23 protein-coding genes and 1 riboswitch are annotated in these 21,675 nt (G+C 44.2%); of the genes, 11 read left to right on the plus strand and 12 right to left on the minus strand.

From position 1 onward, the window contains the following. Positions 1-81: 81 nt before the first annotated feature. Positions 82-1,302 carry a glucose-1-phosphate adenylyltransferase gene (gene glgC, locus AB6E30_RS21405; RefSeq protein ID WP_102393453.1) on the minus strand — a complete coding sequence of 407 codons (1,221 nt, stop codon included), beginning with the start codon at positions 1,300-1,302 and terminating at the stop codon, positions 82-84. Between the two features lie 400 nt (positions 1,303-1,702). Between glgC and ompW the strand changes: the two genes are divergently transcribed. Then, positions 1,703-2,356, plus strand: a complete 654-nt coding sequence (ompW, locus tag AB6E30_RS21410; protein ID WP_372105177.1) for an outer membrane protein OmpW — start codon at positions 1,703-1,705, stop codon at positions 2,354-2,356. Positions 2,357-2,558: 202 nt separating this feature from the next. Further along, positions 2,559-4,370 (plus strand): choice-of-anchor I family protein, encoded by a 1,812-nt coding sequence (locus AB6E30_RS21415; protein ID WP_372105179.1) that lies wholly within the window; start codon positions 2,559-2,561, stop codon positions 4,368-4,370. Positions 4,371-4,489: 119 nt separating this feature from the next. Here AB6E30_RS21415 and AB6E30_RS21420 read toward each other — a convergent pair whose 3' ends face one another. Further along, the gene (locus AB6E30_RS21420) at positions 4,490-5,209 is read right to left on the minus strand and encodes an SDR family oxidoreductase (RefSeq protein ID WP_050643750.1); all 720 of its coding nucleotides are present in this window, start codon (positions 5,207-5,209) and stop codon (positions 4,490-4,492) included. A 210-nt stretch (positions 5,210-5,419) separates the two neighbouring features. On the opposite strand from AB6E30_RS21420, the gene AB6E30_RS21425 reads away from it, so the two are divergent. After that, positions 5,420-6,325 carry a LysR substrate-binding domain-containing protein gene (locus tag AB6E30_RS21425; protein ID WP_372105181.1) on the plus strand — a complete coding sequence of 302 codons (906 nt, stop codon included), beginning with the start codon at positions 5,420-5,422 and terminating at the stop codon, positions 6,323-6,325. Between the two features lie 70 nt (positions 6,326-6,395). Here the strand turns inward: AB6E30_RS21425 and AB6E30_RS21430 are convergent, their stop codons facing one another. Next, positions 6,396-6,734 (minus strand): winged helix-turn-helix transcriptional regulator, encoded by a 339-nt coding sequence (locus tag AB6E30_RS21430; protein WP_372105183.1) that lies wholly within the window; start codon positions 6,732-6,734, stop codon positions 6,396-6,398. 105 nt (positions 6,735-6,839) lie between these two features. Between AB6E30_RS21430 and AB6E30_RS21435 the strand changes: the two genes are divergently transcribed. Beyond that, positions 6,840-7,607 (plus strand): SDR family NAD(P)-dependent oxidoreductase, encoded by a 768-nt coding sequence (locus AB6E30_RS21435; protein ID WP_065584096.1) that lies wholly within the window; start codon positions 6,840-6,842, stop codon positions 7,605-7,607. A 135-nt stretch (positions 7,608-7,742) separates the two neighbouring features. Further along, positions 7,743-8,396, plus strand: a complete 654-nt coding sequence (locus tag AB6E30_RS21440; protein WP_017064919.1) for a cupin domain-containing protein — start codon at positions 7,743-7,745, stop codon at positions 8,394-8,396. A gap of 77 nt (positions 8,397-8,473) precedes the next feature. Here the strand turns inward: AB6E30_RS21440 and AB6E30_RS21445 are convergent, their stop codons facing one another. Continuing rightward, positions 8,474-9,112, minus strand: coding sequence for an NAD(P)-dependent oxidoreductase (locus AB6E30_RS21445; protein WP_136974127.1), 639 nt, complete (start codon positions 9,110-9,112; stop codon positions 8,474-8,476). Between the two features lie 162 nt (positions 9,113-9,274). Between AB6E30_RS21445 and AB6E30_RS21450 the strand changes: the two genes are divergently transcribed. Continuing rightward, complete coding sequence (locus AB6E30_RS21450; RefSeq protein ID WP_017069812.1) at positions 9,275-10,171, plus strand: LysR family transcriptional regulator; 897 nt, start codon at positions 9,275-9,277, stop codon at positions 10,169-10,171. A gap of 131 nt (positions 10,172-10,302) precedes the next feature. On the opposite strand, the gene AB6E30_RS21455 is transcribed toward AB6E30_RS21450, so the two are convergent. Both AB6E30_RS21455 and ribB read right to left on the minus strand, forming a co-directional pair. Beyond that, positions 10,303-11,151: a hypothetical protein gene (locus AB6E30_RS21455; protein WP_017064918.1), complete on the minus strand. Its 849-nt coding sequence runs from the start codon at positions 11,149-11,151 to the stop codon at positions 10,303-10,305. Positions 11,152-11,489: 338 nt separating this feature from the next. Next, entirely contained in the window at positions 11,490-12,146 is a 657-nt protein-coding gene (gene ribB, locus AB6E30_RS21460; RefSeq protein ID WP_017054827.1) for a 3,4-dihydroxy-2-butanone-4-phosphate synthase, read from the minus strand. A 188-nt stretch (positions 12,147-12,334) separates the two neighbouring features. Next, a riboswitch (FMN riboswitch) is annotated at positions 12,335-12,485 on the minus strand. 386 nt (positions 12,486-12,871) lie between these two features. On the opposite strand from ribB, the gene AB6E30_RS21465 reads away from it, so the two are divergent. After that, the gene (locus AB6E30_RS21465; RefSeq protein WP_372105185.1) at positions 12,872-13,618 is read left to right on the plus strand and encodes a phosphatase PAP2 family protein; all 747 of its coding nucleotides are present in this window, start codon (positions 12,872-12,874) and stop codon (positions 13,616-13,618) included. 53 nt (positions 13,619-13,671) lie between these two features. Here the strand turns inward: AB6E30_RS21465 and AB6E30_RS21470 are convergent, their stop codons facing one another. The 3 genes from AB6E30_RS21470 to AB6E30_RS21480 form a co-directional block, all read right to left on the minus strand. Continuing rightward, positions 13,672-14,034, minus strand: a complete 363-nt coding sequence (locus AB6E30_RS21470) for an MmcQ/YjbR family DNA-binding protein (RefSeq protein ID WP_372105187.1) — start codon at positions 14,032-14,034, stop codon at positions 13,672-13,674. Between the two features lie 78 nt (positions 14,035-14,112). Continuing rightward, positions 14,113-14,838, minus strand: coding sequence for a sulfite exporter TauE/SafE family protein (locus AB6E30_RS21475; protein ID WP_170962367.1), 726 nt, complete (start codon positions 14,836-14,838; stop codon positions 14,113-14,115). A gap of 221 nt (positions 14,839-15,059) precedes the next feature. After that, positions 15,060-16,271, minus strand: a complete 1,212-nt coding sequence (locus AB6E30_RS21480; protein ID WP_017061697.1) for an MFS transporter — start codon at positions 16,269-16,271, stop codon at positions 15,060-15,062. Between the two features lie 29 nt (positions 16,272-16,300). Here AB6E30_RS21480 and AB6E30_RS21485 point away from each other — a divergent pair, with 29 nt between their 5' ends. Continuing rightward, complete coding sequence (locus AB6E30_RS21485) at positions 16,301-16,450, plus strand: hypothetical protein (RefSeq protein WP_017061698.1); 150 nt, start codon at positions 16,301-16,303, stop codon at positions 16,448-16,450. A gap of 460 nt (positions 16,451-16,910) precedes the next feature. Continuing rightward, complete coding sequence (locus tag AB6E30_RS21490) at positions 16,911-17,525, plus strand: YitT family protein (protein ID WP_017065874.1); 615 nt, start codon at positions 16,911-16,913, stop codon at positions 17,523-17,525. A 120-nt stretch (positions 17,526-17,645) separates the two neighbouring features. Here the strand turns inward: AB6E30_RS21490 and sigZ are convergent, their stop codons facing one another. Beyond that, positions 17,646-18,230: an RNA polymerase sigma factor SigZ gene (gene sigZ, locus AB6E30_RS21495; protein ID WP_017061700.1), complete on the minus strand. Its 585-nt coding sequence runs from the start codon at positions 18,228-18,230 to the stop codon at positions 17,646-17,648. Further along, positions 18,214-18,510 carry a helix-turn-helix transcriptional regulator gene (locus tag AB6E30_RS21500; protein WP_004733042.1) on the minus strand — a complete coding sequence of 99 codons (297 nt, stop codon included), beginning with the start codon at positions 18,508-18,510 and terminating at the stop codon, positions 18,214-18,216. The genes sigZ and AB6E30_RS21500 overlap by 17 nt, the downstream gene beginning before the upstream one ends. 233 nt (positions 18,511-18,743) lie before the next feature. Between AB6E30_RS21500 and AB6E30_RS21505 the strand changes: the two genes are divergently transcribed. Then, positions 18,744-19,844 (plus strand): permease, encoded by a 1,101-nt coding sequence (locus AB6E30_RS21505; protein WP_372105189.1) that lies wholly within the window; start codon positions 18,744-18,746, stop codon positions 19,842-19,844. A 101-nt stretch (positions 19,845-19,945) separates the two neighbouring features. Here AB6E30_RS21505 and trmY read toward each other — a convergent pair whose 3' ends face one another. After that, positions 19,946-20,545, minus strand: coding sequence for a tRNA (pseudouridine(54)-N(1))-methyltransferase TrmY (gene trmY, locus AB6E30_RS21510; protein WP_372105191.1), 600 nt, complete (start codon positions 20,543-20,545; stop codon positions 19,946-19,948). Positions 20,546-20,801: 256 nt separating this feature from the next. Here trmY and AB6E30_RS21515 point away from each other — a divergent pair, with 256 nt between their 5' ends. Next, positions 20,802-21,326 (plus strand): DUF3087 family protein, encoded by a 525-nt coding sequence (locus AB6E30_RS21515; RefSeq protein WP_372105193.1) that lies wholly within the window; start codon positions 20,802-20,804, stop codon positions 21,324-21,326. The last annotated feature ends 349 nt before the right edge of the window (positions 21,327-21,675 follow it).

Below are 21,675 nucleotides of genomic sequence, written 5' to 3' on the forward strand. Positions count from 1 at the left end.
GCTTGTACGGTGGTGTGAGAGGACGGAGGCCGTGAGGCCTCCTCCTACTCGATTAAAGAAAAGCTATTCCAACGTTAAAGGTTACTCTTCAAATTGGTAAGAAGAGGGCACCACAATCACGCCTTGTTTTGATATGTGGAAGCGTTTCGCATCGGCAAGGCCATCAAGACCGATCTGGGTTCCGTCAGGCACCTTAACGTTCTTGTCGATGATGCAGTTTTGTATGTGGCAATTTTTTCCAATCTCAACATCTTCAAACAGAATACTATCAATCACAATCGCGGCATTGCTGACTTTCACTTTCGGGAAGAAGATTGAGTTTTGCGCCGAGCCGCCTTCAATTACAACGCCATTCGCTATCATCGAGTTGATGAATATTCCTTGATTACCTTCAACTGAAGCAATGGTTCGTGCGGGTGGCAGCTGCGGTTCGTAAGTACGAATCGCCCAATCAGGTTGATATAAATCGATAGGCGAAGCTGGCTTTAACAGGTCCATGTTGGATTGGTAATAAGAGTCGATAGTACCAACATCTCTCCAGTACGCATCTTGGGTCACTCGGCCTTCTTCATCCCCAAACTTGTATGCGTAAACACTGTTGTTGCCCACCAATTTAGGAATGATATCTTTACCAAAATCGTGGCTTGAGTCTGGATCTTCTGCGTCTGCCAATAATGCCTGTGTCAGTACTTCTTTATCAAAGACGTAAATACCCATTGAAGCCATGCTTCGAGTTGGCCTTCCAGGTACACATGCAGGGTAACGTGGCTTTTCGGTAAAGTTATTGATCTCTAGAGATTCATCTATCTCCATCACACCAAACTCTTTGGCTTCGTCAATCGAAACCTCCATGCACGCCACAGTTAGGTCGGCCTCGTTCTTTTTGTGCTGCTTGAGCATTGGTGCGTAATCCATGCGATAGATATGGTCACCGGATAACACCACCACATGCTTGGCTTCACTGCGTGAAAGTAGATACAAGTTTTGATAAATCGCATCGGCAGTACCGCTGTACCAGCTATCACCGGTTCGCATTTGTGGGGGAACATTGGTGATGTATTCGCCGAGCTCGGGGTTAAGCACCGACCAACCATCTCTCAAATGTTTTTGCAAAGAGTGAGACTTGTACTGAGTCAGCACCAAAATTTGGCGTAGCCCGGAGTGCAAGCAGTTCGCGAGAGTGAAATCGATGATTCGATATTTGCCACCAAAGGGTACCGCAGGTTTTGCACGGTTATCAGTGAGAGGGGAAAGCCGAGAGCCAACACCGCCGGCCAGAACGATTGTTAGAGTGTCTTGCATGATCAGAACCTCAATGTATTTATGATTATGAACATAGACTTGCAAGCACTAAGCCAAATGTAACTCATTGAATATTATACGAGGCGAGATTGATTCTTGTTGCTCTGCACCAAAATGAAGCGTTCGAGATATTGGCTTGCTCTATTTTGATCCAAAGAGAGCTGAGCAAAGTGACGGGATTGAATTAACAAAATGACGCACGGAAAAGTTGCATTACAAAACTGTCAATAAAATGAAGGAATAAAGTGATCGGGTCGATATAAATTTACATAAATAATCACAAATTTTCACAAATTGATTTCCATCAATAAAGTAGGGTTATTCTATGCTACCTTGCACGCAAAATAAGAAATGATTACTCATTCACCAATAAAGAATAAGCCCTCAAAAGGAAATAATAATGAAAAAAACAGTATGTGGAATTGCGGTTATTGCGGCTCTTATGTCAACGAATGTTCTTGCTCATAAAGAAGGTGATTTTATCATCCGTGCAGGTGCGGCAACAGTTTCTCCAAACGATAGCAGTGGTGCGGTTTTAGACAACTCAGATCTTGAGTTTTCAGTAGATTCAGATACTCAACTTGGCCTGACTTTTGGCTACATGTTTACTGACAACATCAGTTTTGAAGTACTTGCAGCGAGCCCATTCTCACACAATATTTCTGTTAATGGCTTAGGTAAAGTTGCTGACACTAAACACCTTCCGCCAACGTTTATGGTTCAATACTACTTCGGCCAAGCGAGCAGTGACTTCCGCCCTTACGTAAGTGCGGGTATCAACTACACGGTATTTTTCGATGAAAGTTTGAATGGCACGGGTAAAAGTGCAGGCTTAAGTGACCTATCTCTTGATGATTCTTGGGGCTTGGCGGCTAACATCGGTATTGATTACATGATCAATGAAGATTGGTTCCTGAATGCATCGGTTTGGTATGCAGATATTGGTACAACAGCTAAGTACAAGCAAACAGTGGGTGGAACTACAACACAATACTCAACAGACGTTGATATCGACCCATGGGTATTCATGATTGGTGGTGGTTACAACTTCTAATCTCCCTATTCAGTTTACTAAAGGCGCTCAAGCATCAGCCAGCTTGGGCGCTTTTTTTTGCTTATTTGTTAATGGATTGCTCGCCTTGACCCTCTGTTGTTATGGGTAAGGAAAACCTATTGTCGTCATTTATTGTTAATAAAAGGGAAAGATAAGTGTCATAACAGCCCTCTATGATCGCGATTCAAATTATGGAGGATATATGAATCGTAAATTTAATAAGCTGACATTATTACTGCCTATCGCGGTAAGTTCTGCTCTAGTAGGCTGTTCTCAACCAACATCACCAACGACTGCTACGCCATCTCAAACATCACTTGATGCTTTTAGCCTTCAATGCCAATCCATCGAGCAGCCAAGCGCTTCCAATGCTGAGGTAACTGGAATCAGCCTAGTTGGCCGTTCAATTGCTGACGCCCCGTTTGATACTTCTGCAGCCGAAATCGTCAGCTACGATTCATGTACCGACAAGCTTTATGTTGTGAACGCTCAAGCTCAGAAAGTTGATGTTTTATCAATGAACTCAGCTAGCGAACCAACATCTTCGGATTCGATTGATCTTCAATCAGCGGCTGCAGCTTCTGGTATTGATATTGGTGCAGCGAACAGTGTGTCGACTCATCAAGGATTAGTTGCTGTCGCGATTGAAAATACTGACAAGCAACAAAACGGCATCATTGCACTTTATCGTTCAGACACGTTAGAGCTGATCACTACTTATACGGCTGGTGCATTACCGGACATGGTGAGCTTCTCGAAAGATGGTCGCTACATTGCCTCTGCAAATGAAGGTGAGCCGAATGCGGATTACAGCATTGATCCTGAAGGTTCAGTAACGCTGGTGGATTTAAGCAGTGGTCCTTTGCAAGCGACAGTTACTCAAATTGATTTCAAGTCATTCAATAAAGGTCAGCCTCGCCATGCAGAGCTTACCGACAAGGTTCGAATCTCGGCGCCAAATGCAACTGTCGCTCAAGACCTTGAACCGGAATACCTAACGTTTGCTGATAACGGAAAACTCTACGTTGCCCTTCAAGAGAACAATGCTTTGGCCGCGATTGATGTGGCGAGTGCGCAAGTGGATGCGATTCTTGGATTAGGCGGAAAGCCTTGGGATAACGCTAAGCTAGATGCGTCAAACAAAGACAAAAATATCGGTAATCTACAAAGCTACGCAATGTTAGAAGGCCTTTACATGCCAGATAGCATCACTAGCTACAGTGTTGAGGGCAACACCTACATCGTGACTGCGAACGAAGGTGATGGTCGTGAATATGGCATCAAGACCACGCAAAAAATGTGTGATGAGAAAGGTTTCGAGTGGGATGGCGATGACTATCAAGGCACCGAAAACTACACCACAGAAAAAGACTTTTGTATCGCGTATGTCGATGAAGTACGCGGCAAGAAGCTAGATGTTGACGCTAACCACCCATTGGCTGGAGCGTTGAAAGATAACAAGCAACTGGCTCGCCTAAAGGTGATTAAGCCACAAGGCACGCTTGCTGTTGACCAAAAGGTTCAAGCATTCGGTAGCCGCTCTTTCTCTATTTGGGATGAGTCTGGCGAATTAGTGTTTGATAGCGGTGATGATTTCGCTCGAATCGTTCTTGAACAAGATCCTGCAAACTTCAACAGCACCAATGATAACAACCAAAGTGGTGACGATCGCAGCGATGATAAAGGGGTAGAACCTGAAGCTATCGAAGTGGCTGAGATCAACGGTAAGCACTATGCCTTTATCGGCCTTGAGCGCCAAGGTGGCATCATGGTTTACGATGTAACACAGCCTAAGAACGCAAGTTTTATCAGCTACTTGAACAACCGAGACTTTACACAACCAGTGTGCACTAAGGTTGATGAAGACGGTGATTGCGACAACGATACTTACAACTCGAAAGCGGGTGATTTAGGCCCTGAATCAATTAAGTACTTTACACGTTCAGGTAGCCACTTTATCGCTGTAGGCAATGAAGTGAGCGGTAGCACATCAGTTTACCGCGTTGAGTTCTAATCTCGCTTATTGCTAGCAATCAGATTGAATCAAAACAAAAGCGCCACAACTTGTTCAGTCGTGGCGCTGTTTTAGTTCATTGCCTATTTCATCGCTTGTCTAGTAGCGATAGCAAAGGCCTATGGCTGTTGCTTAGTTGGTGCTAGAGCGATTTCACGGATACATACGTTCTGTGGTTGTTGGTAAGCGAATGATACAGCGCGAGCAATATCGTCAGCTGCCAATACACCGCCCATGTCTTCTTTCCAAGAATCGTAACCGTCTTTGATCTCTTGAGATGTAGTGTGAGACAGAAGCTCAGTCTCAACAGCACCCGGTGCGATAGTAGTAACACGCACATTTGAAGCCGCCACTTCTTCACGAACGTTCTCAGAGATAGCGTGTACCGCGAACTTAGTACCACAGTAAGCTGCGTGGCTTGGGAATGTTTTCTTACCCGCGATAGAGCTGATGTTGATGATAGTACCCGTGTTGCGTTCCATCATCGGAGCAAGTACAGATTGCATGCCGTTTAGAAGACCAATTACGTTCACGTCGAACATTGTCTTCCACTCTTGTGCGTCTTGAGTATCGATTTGACCAAGAAGCATTGCGCCAGCGTTGTTGATAAGCGCATCTACAGGGCCAAACTTCGCTTCACCTTGTGCGATTGCCGCATCAAAAGACGCTTTGTCTGTTACGTCTACTTTCACTGACAGTGAATTTGGTAGGTTCAGCGCTTCAAGGCGGTCAATACGACGAGCTAAAAGTAGCAGAGGGTGACCTTCATCGCTTAGACGACGAGCGATTGCTTCACCAATACCAGAGCTTGCACCTGTAATTACGATTAGTTTTTTCATTTTATTTCCTCTGTACTTTTATTGCGTCGGTTGGCTACGACGGGTTGTTTAAGTGCATTCGAATCAAGTGCTTGTTGCCTTGCTTCGTTGCGATGGAGGTATATTAAGGAAAATAGAATTGTTGATATATAGCGCTTTACTTGAAACACTGTTGCTGTGGTGCAACAATAAAAGTGTCTATCTCATAACTCCATTAGTAAGCTGGCGACTATGCTTAATCAAATTAACCTGTCTGATATTCGTTCTTTCGTGCTGATCGCTCGTTTAGGTAATTTCACCAAAGCGGCGGAGGAGTTGGATGTGTCTCGTTCCCACGTATCACGCCAAGTGAGCAGCCTAGAAAAGCAGATGGGTGTGACACTGTTTATCCGCACCACTCGAACCTTAAGGTTGACTCACGCAGGGCAAGATCTGTACGCGAGATGTGAACAAGCCTTAGATAATATAGACCAAGCCTTGATTGCTGCTGTGGATGACGTCGAAGAAGTACGTGGCGACATAAAAGTAAACTGTGTTGGCGGTTATCTGGGCGAGGTGATCATCGCGGATCTGGTCAATGAGTTCATGCAACTCTACCCAGACATCAGCATCAGCCTTGATTTCAGTAGCAACCGAGTCGACCTGATTGAAGACGCTTTCGATATCGCATTTCGTATGGGAAGCCTTGAAGATGCGGGCTTTATCGCGAGAAAGCTTTTGGACATCGAGATGGGAACGCTCGCAAGCCCTGAATATTTTGCTCGCAAAGGAAAGCCAAACCATCCTAAAGATCTCATTCACCATGACTGCTTAACGGGGTCTGTGCGTAAGTGGAGCTTTCAAGCTTTGGATGACACCAAGAAAACAGTCGATGTTCATGTGACGGGTAGGCTGCAATGTAAGAATGGGCGAGTGTTAGTACAGGGCGCGAAATCGGGCAACGGAATTATTCGTGTACCAACCATCTATTGCTTGCAAGAGATCAATGATGGGCAATTGGAGCAGGTGTTTAATGAGTGGATAGTGCCGAAAGTGGACTTTTCAGCGATCTACCATCGAGACCGCTATCAACCAAGCCGTATTAGAACCTTTATTGATTTCGTGAAAAGTCGCTTTGAGCAAATGCCAGTGAGCTAAGTATATTTGCTGTCTTCCGTCTTCCTTTTTTTGTCTTCCGTTTTTTGACAATAGTTGGATTGGCTTAGACTTAAATTTCGTCGATTTCGTTTTGTAGGTTTTCCAGCTGGTCTAGAATCAACAAGAACTTCTCGCCGAACGGCGTCACTTGGTATTCAACTCTTGGTGGTAGTTCGTTGAACATCTGCTTATCCAAAATCCCAAACTCAACATTTCGCTTCAAGCATTCATTCAATACTTTGGTCGATAACCCTTCGACCGAGCGCACCATTTCACCGGGGCGATTAATGCCATTTGCCAGTAATTGGTAAACCGTTAGCGACCATTTACAGCCGTAGATGGTTTCGACCATACGAGCGGAACGCTCTGGTGCCGATTTTCTTGAAAAAAAGTTTTCCTGATTTTTCATAAAGATGTACCAATAAGTACCTACCTAACCGATTTGTACTTACTATTCATAGTGTTAGTTCAAAGCCTAAGATTACCACGTTCACATGACTTAGGAGGTAACAAAATGAACTTCACTAAAAATGGTATTGCAGTCGTAATTGGTGGCACAAGCGGCATGGGCTTTGAAACAGCGAAGCAGTTAGTCGCTCAAAACATCCATGTGTTGGTGGTCGGCAATAACCCAACTAAGTTAGATAAAGCGGTGTCAGAGCTGCAATCGCTCGGTCATGCTTCAGGCTGGCAAGCTAACCTTTATGATGATGCAAGTGTGTCTCGTCTTATTACGCATTTAGAGTCGCTCGAAGAAGGTATTGGTTACCTTGTGAATGCGGCTGGTTACTTCAACCCTAAAGCGTTTATTGAACACCAAGAATCTGATTACGAGCAATACATGCAGCTCAATAAAGCAACCTTCTTCATCACTCAAGCTGTCAGCAAGTTGATGATCAAAAACGGTGGCGGAAACGTGGTAAATGTAGGCTCTATGTGGGCCAAACAAGCTATTAGAGCGACACCATCCTCTGCGTATTCAATGGCAAAAGCTGGCTTGCACGCTTTAACACAGCACATGGCGATGGAGCTTGCGGACTACAACATTCGCGTGAATGCGGTTTCTCCTGCTGTTGTTAAAACGCCGATTTACGAATCTTTCATCAAACCTGAAGAAGTGGATCAAGCGCTAGAAGGCTTCAACGCGTTCCATCCTATTGGTCGAGTAGGTTTGCCGAAAGACATCGCTAATAGCATCTCTTTCCTACTGTCAGACAGTGCAGATTGGGTAACGGGTGCAATCTGGGATGTTGATGGCGGAGTGATTGCTGGCCGAAATTAATTAGGTTTCTTTTTAGGTGGCTATCGCGCAGGCAAAATAGCAGCGAGATAGCCTCCTTGATCAGTATTCGCGTAGAATAGAAACGAGAAAGACAACAATAATAATTAAAACGATAACAAGAGTAAGGTCGCCATTATGTTCAATATGGACTTTTCAAAGAGACTGGTTATAGAAACCGAGACATTAGATTGGGTCGCAAGCCCTGCTAAAGGGGTTTGGCGTAAGCCACTTGAAAGAGAAGAGAAAGAATCGGGCCACACGACCAGCGTGGTGAAGTACGATCCTGACTCTTCGTTTTCTGAGCACCCACATCCGCAAGGTGAAGAGATCTTCGTATTAGAGGGTGTGTTCTCTGATGAAACCGGAGATTTCCCAGCGGGCACTTATATCCGTAATCCGCCGGGCAGCGCGCATTCCCCATCCAGCAAAAATGGCTGTACGATCTTGGTTAAGCTCAACCAGTTTGACGCGAGAGACTTAACTCAAGTTCGTATTAATACTTTGGAAACAGAATGGCTTCAGGGTATTGGCGGCTTACAAGTGATGCCACTGCATGAGTTCGAACACGAGCATGTCGCGTTAGTGAAGTGGCCTGTTGGCGAACGTTTTCAGCCGCACCGTCACTTTGGCGGTGAAGAGATATTTGTACTTTCTGGCACCTTTAAAGACGAACATGGTGAGTATCCAAAACACACATGGATGCGCAGCCCACACATGAGTGAGCATTTTCCTTATGTGGAAGAAGAGACGGTTATCCTAGTGAAAACAGGGCATCTGCCATTGGATTAAAGGAATGCTCAGTAAAAGATGAGAAAGCCGCATTGTTTTGAACAAGCGGCTTTTTTTAGTTTTTATATATGAGCTGACTAGTACGCAACACCAATACGTTGGCGTGGGAATTTGCCAGCTTCGAGTTCATCAATCATCGCAATAGCGTAATCGCTGACTGAAATTTTGCTGTTACCATCTTCGTCGGTGAGCAGTTGATCGCCACCAGTGCGGTAGGTCGATAGTTTCTCGCCCGGGAATATTTCTGCGGCAGGGCTAACGAACGTCCAGTTAACTTCGCTATTAGATTGCTTGAACACTTCAAGAGCTTCGCCCTGTGCTAGCGCTTCGTTTTTGTAATCCGCAGGGAAGTCAGGAACAGTCACTAGCGGTACGTTTGGCGCTACTTCTAATGAGCCAGCTCCGCCAACCCAAAGTAGGCGATCGATACCGATGCTCGGTAATGTTGCCAGCAATTTAGTCGCAGTGTTTTTTACGATGTCGTGATTACCCAGAGCACGTCCGCCAATCGAAGTAATGACTGCATCAACGCCGGATAGTGCGTTTGCTAGACTTGCGGCTTCATCTTGTAAATCAAATGAACGAACTTCAATGCCTTTGGTTTCCACGCGGCTTGCATCTCTTACAACAGCAACGACCTCGTGACCACGAGATTGAGCTTCTTGAGCGATGTGACTACCAATCCAACCTGATGCACCTAATACTGCAATTTTCATAATGTCTCTCCAATTATCTAATTTATTGAGTCGTTTTCTCGACAGCCATTGCAGTCTAATAGCTCACTAGGTTGCGATAAATATCGCAAAATGATGTAGATTGTATCCATATAGTTATCTAATAAGGTTAGGTTAGCAGTTAAACAGTTCAAGGAGAGTGTGATGGATAGGTTGACGGCAATGCGTAGCTTTGTCGAAGTTGCGAATTGTGCCAGCTTCACCCAAGCAGCTGAGCATTTGGACATGAGTCGGTTGCAGGTTTCACGTCATGTTCAAGAGATAGAAGGGTGGCTGAAGCAGAGGCTATTACATAGGACGACTCGAAAGGTGAGCTTAACCGCGGCAGGGGAAATCGCTCTGCAGCGCTGTGAGAAGATCCTCCATGAGACCGCTGAGCTAGAAGTTACTTCACTCAATCAAACCGATGATCTTTCTGGAACCATTCGAATTGCAGCTCCGATTGGTTTAACTCAGCACATGTTGTTGGATGTGGTCGAACAGTTCACCGAGCGCCACCCTAATATCACGGTCGAACTGTTTGCCTCAGACCGCTTTACTCAGCTGGTGGATGAGAGGATCGATATTGCACTTCGTTATACCGATCAACCTGATGATAGTTTGATTGCACGAAAGCTAATGGTTATTGATTCAGTGGTGTGTGCCTCGCAAGCCTACTTAGACAAACATGGTGAACCTGAAACGGTCGAGGCGCTTCGACAACACAATTGTTTTCGTCACTTGAATGTTTCTAAGTGGGATTTTGTTAAGGACAATCAACACTATTCAGTTGAGGTGTCTGGCACTATCAAGGCTAATGATGTTGGAGTGCTAACTCGCGCCGCACAGCACGGGAAAGGGGTAGTTCGTTTACCTTGTGACTTAGCCAACCCACTGATTGCGAATGGCAAATTGATACGAATATTGGATGAGTTTGTTTCACCGAGTAGTGTGCTGTGGGCGGTGTATTTGTCTCGTAGTTATCAGCTGCCGGTTGTTCGTCAGTTCATTGATTTTGCCGCAGAAGCTTGGTCTAGCGATATCAAATCTGGCGATGTTTGAAACTTCATAGGCAATGATACATAGCGATAGAATTTTAAAAGCTCATAAATACAAAAATCCGATATCAATGGTGATATCGGATTTGAACTCAATAATTCAGAGTTCCAGCACGCTCTCCTCTCACGAAGTCTTTACATGTAATGATGTACGGATAATCGGGTATTTATTACCTTTTCGTTTACGTCTGGTAAAGGCTGATACAAGCTTCTCGTAATGTCGGATAATACTTGGTCGTAAACTTGCGACACGACGCTAGAGATATCACTGGTTAATTCGTACATGCTATCTGCCGGTTGGGTCGCTTCGTTACTTGATGCGATCTCTGAGAGTGCATGCATCGCTCGCGTACAAACCGGTGACCCACTACTAAGAGGGCAGATAATCGATAACTGGTTGAGTTTTCTGTGTGTCTGAGAGGCGTAGAATTTGAATCTCGCGTACTCCTCAGGCTTCTCCATATCAGGTATGCACATGCGTAACTTGGTCAGGATCTCCATGCAGTCTAAGATCTGTTGCCAATTCATGTGATACTCACGGCTCATGTCTTCACGCTCAGACTGAATTAGCCAGATGATCATTACTTCATCCATCAAGAACATGCTATGGCGAATTGTTTTGCCATGAATCGATTGGTTACGCACCAAGCTACGGTTTTGCCAGTCGCTGTGCATGGCGATGAGCTTGAGGTGATAGATGCGATACATAGGGCGGCTATCAAACGACACATGGGACTGAAGCAGTTCAGATACTTCAAGTATGTTGTCGTAAATCTCGTTCACTTTGCGAATCGAGTCGCTAGACAACTTATAAGCTAGAGCATAGTGCGTTGCCGCGCGATGTTTGCGTGATAACAACAATAATTCTCTAAGCAGAACTAAGGTTTCAAACCTGTGTGATAGCGCTGTTTGTCTCTTCCTTGAGAAATGAAACAGGGCCGCAAGTACTAATAGGGATAAACCCACTGAAATAACTACAAACATATTCAACTCCTAATATTTGTATACCTACTTAGTGGTAGTGCAGACACCGTGCCAAAATAAATAAGTGTTATATTTCAGTTGCTTATGATTTCCCTGTAATTATGGATGATCAATGATGGTGCATGACTTCACCATTCTAGTGAATGTTTTTCATATTTTGCAGGATTTTTTGAGAGGTTAGTCGTGGGCGATGAGATGGAACTTAGATTTCAGTGTAGGAAATGAAGAAGGCCTCACCCTTTATATACTTTTAACTAGAAAAAGCAGTAAGAGTGAGACCTTTCAATGTTCATTTCTGAGTTTCGTTAGCTTAAGAGCTAAGCGTTTAGCACTAAACGTTACGCAAGCTTAAGGTCGAACTCAGTGCGGTACATAACCATATCTTCAATGGTCAGTACTGGCATGTTGTGAAGTTTGCCGAAAGCAACGATCTCTGGCGCTTTTGCCATTGTGCCGTCTGGGTTGGTTACTTCACATAGTACGCCTGCCGATTGAAGACCAGCCATTTGCATAAGATCCACAGTACCTTCTGTGTGGCCGCGGCGAGCAAGTACGCCACCTTTACGAGCACGTAATGGGAATACGTGGCCAGGGCGAGCAAGGTCAGTAGGCTTAGCTGTTGGGTTTGCAGCTGTCTTGATCGTTGTTACACGGTCAGCGGCAGAAACACCTGTTGTTACGCCAACTTTCGCTTCGATAGTGACGGTAAACGCAGTTTGGTTTGCGCTGTTGTTATCAACAACCATAGGTGGAAGTTCAAGTTGGTTCGCTTGCTCGTCAGTTAGACACAGACACACAATGCCGCTGCATTCGCGGATCATAAGCGCCATTTGAGCATTCGTCAGGTGTTCTACTGAGTAGATGATGTCGCCTTCGTTCTCACGATCTTCATCGTCAAGTAGAAGTACGCCACGACCTTCGCGTAGAGCTTGCAGTGCATTTTCAACGCGAGTGATTGGTTCGCCAAATTCGGCAAGTAGTGAAGACTGATTCATGGTTAAACTCCTAAAATATCACCAGAATCAGGGCTGTATGAGGGATCTCAACCGAGCACAACAAAGCCTACTCATTACAAGTCAACTTTAGCTCATTATGGTTTTATCCAAAACGAAATGCACCCGCCTAAGTTGGAGGTACGAACCCAACTCACGCGGGTACGCCTTTCCAACTTAAACGAGTGTGTTTTCATTCTCTCTCATCCGGACTATAACCGTCGGCTCTGGCATCTCACCAGATCTGCTGACCTCGACGAATCGAGCGCTCGCGGGCTTATCTTTAGATTTTGCTAAGGACATACCGCCGGTGGGGAATTTCGCCCCGCCCTGAGAATAAAAATTAATAATCTGTTTTGCTTTTGAAAGCAGACCAGATGGTAATCCTTTCAATAGTGGATTTAAAGGACTGACAGCAAAGTTTTTAAGATTCTGGCCTTATAATCCGGTAAGTGTTCACTTTATCAGCAGAACGCGTCCGGTAGTCTATTAATGGGATGATGCCTTTGTCTCGTCTGGTTTCAGTGGTTTTTGCTATCTCTATGAACATAAATGGATGTTGAACATTATTGGTGCTGGCGTGGCTGTTCACCGAATCAATACTCAAGAGGTCCATTAATCGAATATTGTTACACCATGACGGCTGACTGACCGTTTTGACATAAAATTGATATTGACGATGCTAAGCTGCGATAGCATCCGACCACTTTATCTAAAAGATCTTAGCCATGACTTCTCTGTTCTTTAACAAATCCAAAGGCTTATTACTGCTCGTTCTAAGTTTGTATTCCCTCATACCCTTTTTGATCTTTGGATCTGACTTCGACCTTGGAAGTGCTGTATTGCCTTTCTATGGTGCTGTGATGACATTCGTGACTTATTCAGCGGGTAATCAAGGGTTCCTAATCACACTCGCGATTCTCTCTTTGTTGGTGCTGACATTAAAGTTCTCAAAAGCAAAGCTAGTGAGCCTTTGTTTGCAGCTTGGTATTTTATTGGTGTTAAGCTTTGCAGCAAAGACATTCCTTAAATCATCAACGGAGAGTCCACGCCCATATACTGAGTACTTAGTTACCCAAGAAGTGGTTGATATGCCGGAGCTGTTTTATGAACTGCCACTAGAAGAAAAGAACGTGGCCATTGAGTCAGTAGAAGATAAGGTCAGTGAATGGCGAACACGTCATTGGCTTGGCGAAACAGACTATTCATTCCCATCTGGACATATGATTTTCGTCGGTGTGTGTTTGGCGTTCTTTGGTGGTCTTCTCCTAGAGGCGAAACGCTTTTATCTAGTCGGCGGTTTACTGGTTTGGGCTGGTGGTGTCGCCTATAGCCGTGTTTGGCTTGGCATGCATCGACCAGAAGACTTAGCCGGATCTATTGCCTTTGCGGGTTTGATCTATTTATTGGTGCCGCTTATCTCAGAGCAAAAAATAGAACGCTATTTACCTGCATTTTTGAAACAGACTTCTTAGGGATCCGTCCTCACTGCAAAAGAAGGGCTCAGATTAGCAGTACGTAATAAACGCTACTGATTGAGCCCTAGCTCTGCTTGCTTCTTTTTGGTTAGACCTAAGGACACAATTCGGTGTGACTCAATGAGATAGTATCTCAGCTCCTCATCCCTTTGTGACGTGCTTTCAAACAGCTGAATCCATTTCATACCGCGTGAAGCAAAGTAGGGTGCGGGTTTATAGCCCGGCTCTTCTTTGAGAAAGTCGAAATTCTGATCGGACGCCTTGAAGATAAACGCAGGCTCATCTTTCGGTCCCCAACCACCAATCGCAAACACCTTGCCACCCACTTTCCAAACGTGCGAGTTATTCCACTGCATCACATAACTGGTTGCAGGCAGTGACTCGCAGAATGCGTTGAATTCGTCGTAAGTCATAGAGCGTCCTTTTATCTACTGGGTGTTTGTGTTGGTTTTCTAAGATGTCTTTCTTCTTCTTGTCTTTATCGCCAATAACTAGCCAGCTAAACCCTGCCAGATTGCCGTAAAGCCACTGAGAGAACATAGCAGTAATGAACCAATGCGTATCTTCTCTTTAGGGATGCTTTGTGTCGTCATTAACGCCACTTTGTAACCCAACCAAGCAGCAGGCAGCAAAGGTATAGTGATGATCAAGTGGTGTAGCGTGAAGAAGCCAATTGGGATCTGTACAACCAACGAAATGATCGAACTAAACACGAAAAACGCAGAAAGGTTACCACGAAGCTGATTGGCATCTTGGTGTTGGAGTAGCAGTGCCATCGGTGGACCACCAATACCAGAACTGGTGCCAAAGAACCCAGAGAAGAACCCCGCAATACCCATCTTAGTTGGGGTTGGTTCGAGTCTAAAGGGCAGTAGGCTAACAATCACGGCAAATACTACCAATAAGCCCAACCATAGTGATAACACGCTCGTTGAAACCATCACCAACAAAGCACCACCTGCCAGTGACCCAGGAATACGGCCCAGCAATGCGATTTTTAATCCGCCAATAGAGATATTTGCTCTATGTTTAAAAGCGTTGAATAACGAGATAAATAGACCGATCAAACAGATAGGCGCAGGCACATAATCTGGAGAGACCAAAAACAGCAGTGGGGCTGCAACAATGGCCAAACCAAAGCCGATTGCGGTTTGCACAAACGAGCCGACAAAAATGAGTGTCATTGCGATAAGGACAGTCTGATCTATGTATTCCATAAGCCTGCGGATTAGTTTTAAAGGAGCGGGTGGATACTATAAATGAAAACTAAAATAATAGTCTTATTATTCAGTGAGCTTTATGCCAGTTTCGCTAGTTATAATTTCTACTATAACGACCAACAAAAAAGCGAGTGAGTATCTCAGGATGCTTCCTTTCAATACTCACTCGCTTTATTGGAACGACTTGTTTACGCTAGTGGGGGAGTCAGCATAAAACGTTAAGCCATTGCCAATTTCAGTCGCTCAATGGGCTTGTCATTGATTGGTAAATGGATAAGTGCTGCTGCAAATGCCAGCACCACCGTTGACCACCAGATTGGCTCGTAAGAACCGTAGTAATCGTAAATACGACCACCCACCCAAGCGCCTAAGAAGCTACCCACTTGGTGAGTAAAGAATACCAAGCCGTACAACGTTGATAGGTAACGGGCACCGAAGATCTGACGAACTAAGCCAGACGTTAGCGGAACTGTACCCAACCAACAGAATCCAATGGCCGCACCGAAGATAGCCGCGGTTGATTCAGTCACAGGCAGAGTCACAAACGCACCGATAACCACAGTACGCACTAAGTACAGTGCAGACATAACGTGGCGTTTGCTGAACTTGTCGCCCATTACACCCCAGAAGTAAGACCCAAAGATGTTGAAGATGCCAACGTAAGCCAGTGCCATCGCAGCGCTGCTCGCGGGTAGGTCTTTATCTGCTAAATAGCTCGGTAAGTGCGTTGCGATAAACATTACGTGGAAACCGCACACGAAGAAGCCCGCGTGAATCAACCAGTAACCTTTGTGAGCAAACGCTTCAGACAACGCTTCTTTGAGTGTTTGGTTCTCTTCAGCTTGCGCTTGTTTGTTTGAGGCTGCTTTAGGCGCTCGCATGAACAGCGCAAAAGAGATCATCAAACAACACAGTACGCCAAACACTTGCATCGCACTCTGCCAGTCAAATTCATTCAGCATGTATTGTGCGCCCGGAATTACCGCGAACATACCAAATGAACCTGCAGCCGTGGTTAAGCCAAACGCCTTAGCCGCGTGCTCTGCTGGTACAACTTTCGCTACTGCGCCAAGCACGATCACGTAACTTGTCGCACTCAAGCCAAGACCAACCAGTGCGCCTAACGAAACGTAAAGCATGCTCGATTCGGTAGAAATTGAGGTAAGAAGTAAACCCAAACCGTAAGCACATGCGCCAGCAATAATGATGCGTCTTGCTCCCCATTTGTCAGCGGCCATACCAACAAAAGGTTGGAACACACCGAACAATAAGTTTTGTAGAGCAATAGAGAAGCTGAAAAACTCTCGACCCGTGCCGAAATGCTCTGAAATTGGCATCATGAAAATGCCGAATGATTGTCTGATCCCTAGACTGATAATAAGTGTGCCTATCCCTAGCCATACCAGTAAAGGAAAACGGAAAATGCTCATTCTAATACTCTTAAATTAATGGTGGTGATGTGAGTGGTCTTGCGCTGACATGTGTTGGTCAGTCATCTCATGGTGATGTTCGTGCCCAGAATGATCATGCCCTGACTGCTGGTGGCAACCACTGCTTACGGCATGCTGAGCCAAGAGATCAATCAATGGCTGACTGTGATGCACAATAACCAAACTAATGACGAGGAATAACGTCATTCTGGCAAGTTGGGCAAAAAGAGATTGTGAAAACATACGGTGTTGACATGCGCTCAATGTTGTAAGAAGTCGCGCATCATAGTGATGAGTCGGGTATGTATCAAATGACCATTTGTGATGTAGTCTATGCGTTTTATGCATAGATTGTCGCTTGATTGGAATTGGTATAAAACGCGCTCAATAAATAAGAAAACTTGAAGCTCGTTAGTTAATAGAAACAAGTATCTAATTAAGAATGAAAGTCTAAATTAAGGCTTATAACTAGCTGTTTAATTTAAAGTTTCACAAAGCTGTAAAAACTAATATACAAACTAATCACTAAGCAACATTGCTCGTTCACTCGACTTATCTGTCAAACATCGTAAATTTGGGCATAAATCGTTTCAAGACTACTGAAACGCGATGTTAAAAGATTCAGGGAGAGTCATTCACATGGATAAAGATCATAATCTTCGCGAAAACTTACTGGCACTGATCTTAGGTAGCGCATTGGTTTCACTCGGCGTTATCTTTTTCAACCAAGTCGGTTTGCTCACCGGGGGCACGGCTGGTCTAGCGATCTTCATTACCAAAGTAACAGATTTGAGCTTTGGCCAAGTATTCTTCGCACTTAACTTACCTTTCTATATTTTGTCGGTTGCTCGTATGGGCTGGCGCTTCACAATCAATACGTTTATCGCGGTTTCGATTGTTTCGTTCGCCGTGGATCACTTGTATCACGTGATTCAAATTGCCGAAATTCATGCATTGTATGCAGCTTTACTTGGTGGTGGCTTGATTGGTACCGGCATGCTGGTGATTTTCCGTCACAAGATGAGCTTAGGTGGCTTCAACATTCTGGCGTTGTTCTTACAAGAACGTTTTGGAATTCGAGCAGGTAAGGTTCAGATGGCATTAGACTGCACGATTGTTGTGCTTTCTCTGTTCATTGTTGATGTGTCATTGGTTCTTCTGTCTGTGCTTGGTGCGATAGTCACCAACTTGATTCTAGCAATGAATCATAAACCGGGGCGCTATCAACCTGTGGTAAAAGCGGAAGCAGCATAGTTCGGTTCGCTCAAGCTCTAGATTTGCTTAAGTAAAGAGTGATTTGCAGATTATGAAAACAACAAAGCCAGCATTAATTGCTGGCTTTGTTCTATTGAAATAACGGATTCGATGTAACGATTAACACTTGCCGCAGCTGGCGTTCGGCTTAAGCTCGCAATCAATCACATTGCCTTGTTGATCAAGGGACAAGTTACAACACTCTTCAAACAGGTTCTTAAGATCAGCACGGCTTTTTTGCACGCGGGATTTAACCGTTGAATAGCTGACGTTCTGCGCTTCTGCGATCTCTTTTTGGCTTTGGCCTTTGATGTCGACCGCAAGCAGTAGCGATGAACTTTGTTCTGGCAATGCCTGAATAAAAGGTTCAATACACAATGAAAGTTTCTGCTTAAATTCAGAGTCGTGGTCTAAATCGGTAAACCACAGATCTTCAGCATCAATTTGGCTATCACGTTGTTGGCGTGCATGCTTACGGTAGAAGTCGATAATGGTGTTGTTGGCTAACTGGAACAGCCAAGCCTTAACACTGCTAGCATCTTGTACCTTATCTAAGTTCTGATAGGTCTTAATCAAGATATCTTGGAGCAAGTCGTCTACATCCGCAGAGTTGTTGACCTTTGAATGCAGGAATGACTTTAATGCTTGCTGATACTCGGCCCAGACTTGTTCGAGCTTCAAAGGTGCATTAGTTGCACTGTTCATTTACGCAACATTCGTCTTGTAAGAAATCAATCACACCTTCTAGGCACTCATACTCCGCCACGCAGAATAGAGTTCTTCCTTCTCGTCTTTGGCTGATTAGGCCCGCAGACGCCAAGCTTGATATGTGGTGAGACAAGGTAGAACCGGGAATGCCTAGCTCTTCTTGTAGGCCGCCAACTGCAATGCCTTGGTAGCCAGCTTTAACGACACTCTTATAAATGGTTAGGCGAATAGGGTGCCCCAACTCTTTAAGTGCTTTCGCAACGACTTCTAAGTTCATATTAACTCCTCAAGATTTAATTTCGATGTTAGTCGAAATGTATGTCGAATTCAAATTTAAAAACGGTTTCTGTGTAAGTTATTGAAAAACTGTGTTTTCGAAAATCATTTCGATTTTTATCGAAATAATGCTTGTTCTGGAGCTGTTTATTTCTATAATTCGAGAATATTCGAAATTAAGGGTTGGTTACTTTTCTCATAGAGCCCGACCTTCAATCCAGTTTGGAGTTAATTATGAGCAATGAAATGTTAACAATGCTGAAAGACGCACTTGATATGTTCGCTTTCTTAGCAGTAGAGCTAATTATCCTTTTCTTAGCGATCAGCTACATTGTTGGGATTCTTCAAGAGTTCCTTACACCAGAAAAGATTCAATCTATCCTGAGCTCACGTAATGGTAAGGGTTATGTAGTAGCAGCACTACTGGGTGCAATTACACCTTTCTGTTCATGTTCGACCATTCCTTTCTTAAAAGGATTGCTGCGTGCAAGAGCGGGTTTCGGTCCAATGATGGTGTTCCTATTTGGTAGCCCACTATTGAACCCAGTGATCATTGGTTTGTTTGTGATTACCTTCGGTTGGCAAGTTGCTGTGTTCTACTTCCTTGTAGCAATGACGGTGTCTGTAGTGGCTGGTTACGCACTTGAGAAGCTTGGCTTTGAGCGTTACGTAAAACCTGAAGCGTATGAATCAACAGGTTCAGCTTCAAGCTGTGGCACTAGCTGTGGTGACTCTGCTCCTAAGAAAGCAGCACCGGTTAAAGCAGAATCTTCATGTGGTACAAGTGCATGTGGCGAACCCGCACCCGTAATGGCGAAAGAGACATCTTGCTGCGATTCTAAAAAAGAAGAGCCACAAGTAACGGTTTCATGCTGTTCAGCGGATGGAAGCGCAACAGCTGAAATCGTAGAGAAGAAAGAATCTAGCCGTTGGATGAGAATTTGGTTCTCAACTTGGAAAGATTTTAAACAAGTTTTCCCTTACCTAATGATGGGTATCGCGATTGGTTCATTCATCTACGGCTTCATTCCTACAGACCTTATTGCACAGTACGCTGGTGAAGGTATGTGGTATGCGATTCCAGTAGCAGCCGTGATTGGTATTCCACTGTATATTCGTGCTGAAGCGGTAATCCCACTAAGTGCAGCTCTAGTACAGAAAGGCATGGCGCTGGGTTCAGTTATGGCATTGATCATTGGTAGTGCAGGTGCAAGTTTGACGGAAGTTATCCTGCTTAAATCAATCTTCAAGAACCAAATGATTGCAGCATTCCTATTCGTTATCCTAAGCATGGCGATGGGTGCAGGCTTCCTATACAGCTTCATCTTTGGTTAATCAGGCTTGATTATGAGATAACCCCCTCGATACCAAGAGATAGATAATAAAAGAGCTCACTTAGTTGAGCTCTTTTTGCGTTGAGACTATTAGTTCGGAGATTAGAAACCGCGAATATCAAGCTCATTGTTGATCAACACAACACACTGAGAAGCAAACAGCATGTTCGGGCCTAAGCTGATCTTTTCTGTTCCTAAGCGCTTTAAGCTGTTGTAGCTTTTCTTCGGCATTGGGATGTGGTCAGTCAGAAGGAAACATGGGTTTTCCGCAATCTCTGCATCACGGATAAAGTCGCCTTTTTTATCCATCATGTACAGCTGGTGGTCTTCGGCCAGTTCTTTGACCAACTTTTCAAAGCTCATCGTACGAACAGTGATGCCCGGTTCTACCTGACGTGTTTGTTCTTTTGTCATGCCTTGAGAAGCGTCAACCGCTCTTACTACCGCAGATAACAGTGCAGATTCATGAAAGCCGCCAATGTTGGTGATTTCATTTGAATCGAATGTAATGGTACGTGAAAAGTCTTTAGTACTTTCTAGCACAAGATGCACGATGACATTCTCACGGTGAGATTGAGCAACGAAGATCGTGTTCATCAGAGTATGAGCCAGAATCTCAGTATGAGCGTCTTGCCCAACACCTTCTAAGATAAGTTTGCTCTCTGTAGGGGCTGCGCGAGCGCGTAATACAAATGAACGCATGGAATGTACCTTGTCAGTATGTGATAAAGCGAAACGGACTTTATCAACATGAATTGATGAATAACCAAAATTGTGGCGGTATGTAACTCTTTTCTATTAATGAAGTCAAATGGAGTTGCACTTAGCACCAACCCGCGAACTTTGAGTATTAAATAGAGAATGACCACATTACAAGACGGTAAGGGTTGAAGCGAACCAATGTTTACATAGATAGTATGCGCAAAATTATAAAGTGACTTACATAAGGAAGCTGTCGGTGAAGTTACAGAAGATTAATAAAGAAGAATATAGAAAGAAGATGAACCTGTTGTTGGTTTCGTTGGTTGGGTCACTCGCAGTGTTCGCCATTGTATTCGGAACCATACTGATCGAGCTATTCGGGTCAGGGCAATCAATCGCAGGCGAATCGACAGGTAATTTCCACTTGAACGTATTAGGTGTGATCTTATCAGTCGCATTGAATGCATTTATCGCGAGCCGTGTGAAAGGGCATGATTACTTCAAAGAAGCGCTTTATGTATGGAACCTTAAACAAATCCATAATCAAATCTATCGTAAGCTCAAGCGTATTCAACCCAAAGCTGAGCAAGGCGACCGAGACGCGCTGACCATCCTTTATTTCTATTACACCACGCAAAAACAGGTATACGACCTAGACAACAACACATTGACGATAAAAACAGTTCAGCAATCGCTAGATAACATCGTAGAGCTGAGTGATAAATGGAGTATTGAACTAGATATAGAGGTATTTTCGAAAGATTTAGTCGCAAAATTTTAAGTGATATGCCTGTAATTGTATGAGCTTTGACCTGTGAAAGACGCTTTTGACGTAAAAGTAGACACTTAAGCAACTTTTTTGAATTTTTATCAAAAAAGGGGTTGCCATGTTTACGATGATCTCTATAATGCCGCCTCACTGACACGGCAGACGCCACAAGGCTTCAGCGGTAATCAGTAAGACGGAAAGTTCGAAATAAATTAATTTTAAAAAGTGTTTGACACTTAAGATTAAATCGCTAGAATTCACGTCCGCTTTCAAGGGTTTCTTTGTAAAAAGAAAGTTTCGATAAGCAAAGCTCTTTAACAATTTAAACCTATCAATCTGTGTGGGCACTCGTTGATGAATA

It is taken from the genome of Vibrio sp. 10N.247.311.12, from assembly GCF_041467515.1.
GTDB lineage: Bacteria > Pseudomonadota > Gammaproteobacteria > Enterobacterales > Vibrionaceae > Vibrio > Vibrio crassostreae_C.

Coding starts and splice junctions, on each gene's coding strand:
- glgC (WP_102393453.1), bottom strand. CDS start 1,302: ATGCAAGACACTCTAACAATCGTTCTGGCCGGCGGTGTTGGCTCTCGG.
- ompW (WP_372105177.1), top strand. CDS start 1,703: ATGAAAAAAACAGTATGTGGAATTGCGGTTATTGCGGCTCTTATGTCA.
- AB6E30_RS21415 (WP_372105179.1), top strand. CDS start 2,559: ATGAATCGTAAATTTAATAAGCTGACATTATTACTGCCTATCGCGGTA.
- AB6E30_RS21420 (WP_050643750.1), bottom strand. CDS start 5,209: ATGAAAAAACTAATCGTAATTACAGGTGCAAGCTCTGGTATTGGTGAA.
- AB6E30_RS21425 (WP_372105181.1), top strand. CDS start 5,420: ATGCTTAATCAAATTAACCTGTCTGATATTCGTTCTTTCGTGCTGATC.
- AB6E30_RS21430 (WP_372105183.1), bottom strand. CDS start 6,734: ATGAAAAATCAGGAAAACTTTTTTTCAAGAAAATCGGCACCAGAGCGT.
- AB6E30_RS21435 (WP_065584096.1), top strand. CDS start 6,840: ATGAACTTCACTAAAAATGGTATTGCAGTCGTAATTGGTGGCACAAGC.
- AB6E30_RS21440 (WP_017064919.1), top strand. CDS start 7,743: ATGTTCAATATGGACTTTTCAAAGAGACTGGTTATAGAAACCGAGACA.
- AB6E30_RS21445 (WP_136974127.1), bottom strand. CDS start 9,112: ATGAAAATTGCAGTATTAGGTGCATCAGGTTGGATTGGTAGTCACATC.
- AB6E30_RS21450 (WP_017069812.1), top strand. CDS start 9,275: ATGGATAGGTTGACGGCAATGCGTAGCTTTGTCGAAGTTGCGAATTGT.
- AB6E30_RS21455 (WP_017064918.1), bottom strand. CDS start 11,151: ATGTTTGTAGTTATTTCAGTGGGTTTATCCCTATTAGTACTTGCGGCC.
- ribB (WP_017054827.1), bottom strand. CDS start 12,146: ATGAATCAGTCTTCACTACTTGCCGAATTTGGCGAACCAATCACTCGC.
- AB6E30_RS21465 (WP_372105185.1), top strand. CDS start 12,872: ATGACTTCTCTGTTCTTTAACAAATCCAAAGGCTTATTACTGCTCGTT.
- AB6E30_RS21470 (WP_372105187.1), bottom strand. CDS start 14,034: ATGACTTACGACGAATTCAACGCATTCTGCGAGTCACTGCCTGCAACC.
- AB6E30_RS21475 (WP_170962367.1), bottom strand. CDS start 14,838: ATGGAATACATAGATCAGACTGTCCTTATCGCAATGACACTCATTTTT.
- AB6E30_RS21480 (WP_017061697.1), bottom strand. CDS start 16,271: ATGAGCATTTTCCGTTTTCCTTTACTGGTATGGCTAGGGATAGGCACA.
- AB6E30_RS21490 (WP_017065874.1), top strand. CDS start 16,911: ATGGATAAAGATCATAATCTTCGCGAAAACTTACTGGCACTGATCTTA.
- sigZ (WP_017061700.1), bottom strand. CDS start 18,230: ATGAACAGTGCAACTAATGCACCTTTGAAGCTCGAACAAGTCTGGGCC.
- AB6E30_RS21500 (WP_004733042.1), bottom strand. CDS start 18,510: ATGAACTTAGAAGTCGTTGCGAAAGCACTTAAAGAGTTGGGGCACCCT.
- AB6E30_RS21505 (WP_372105189.1), top strand. CDS start 18,744: ATGAGCAATGAAATGTTAACAATGCTGAAAGACGCACTTGATATGTTC.
- trmY (WP_372105191.1), bottom strand. CDS start 20,545: ATGCGTTCATTTGTATTACGCGCTCGCGCAGCCCCTACAGAGAGCAAA.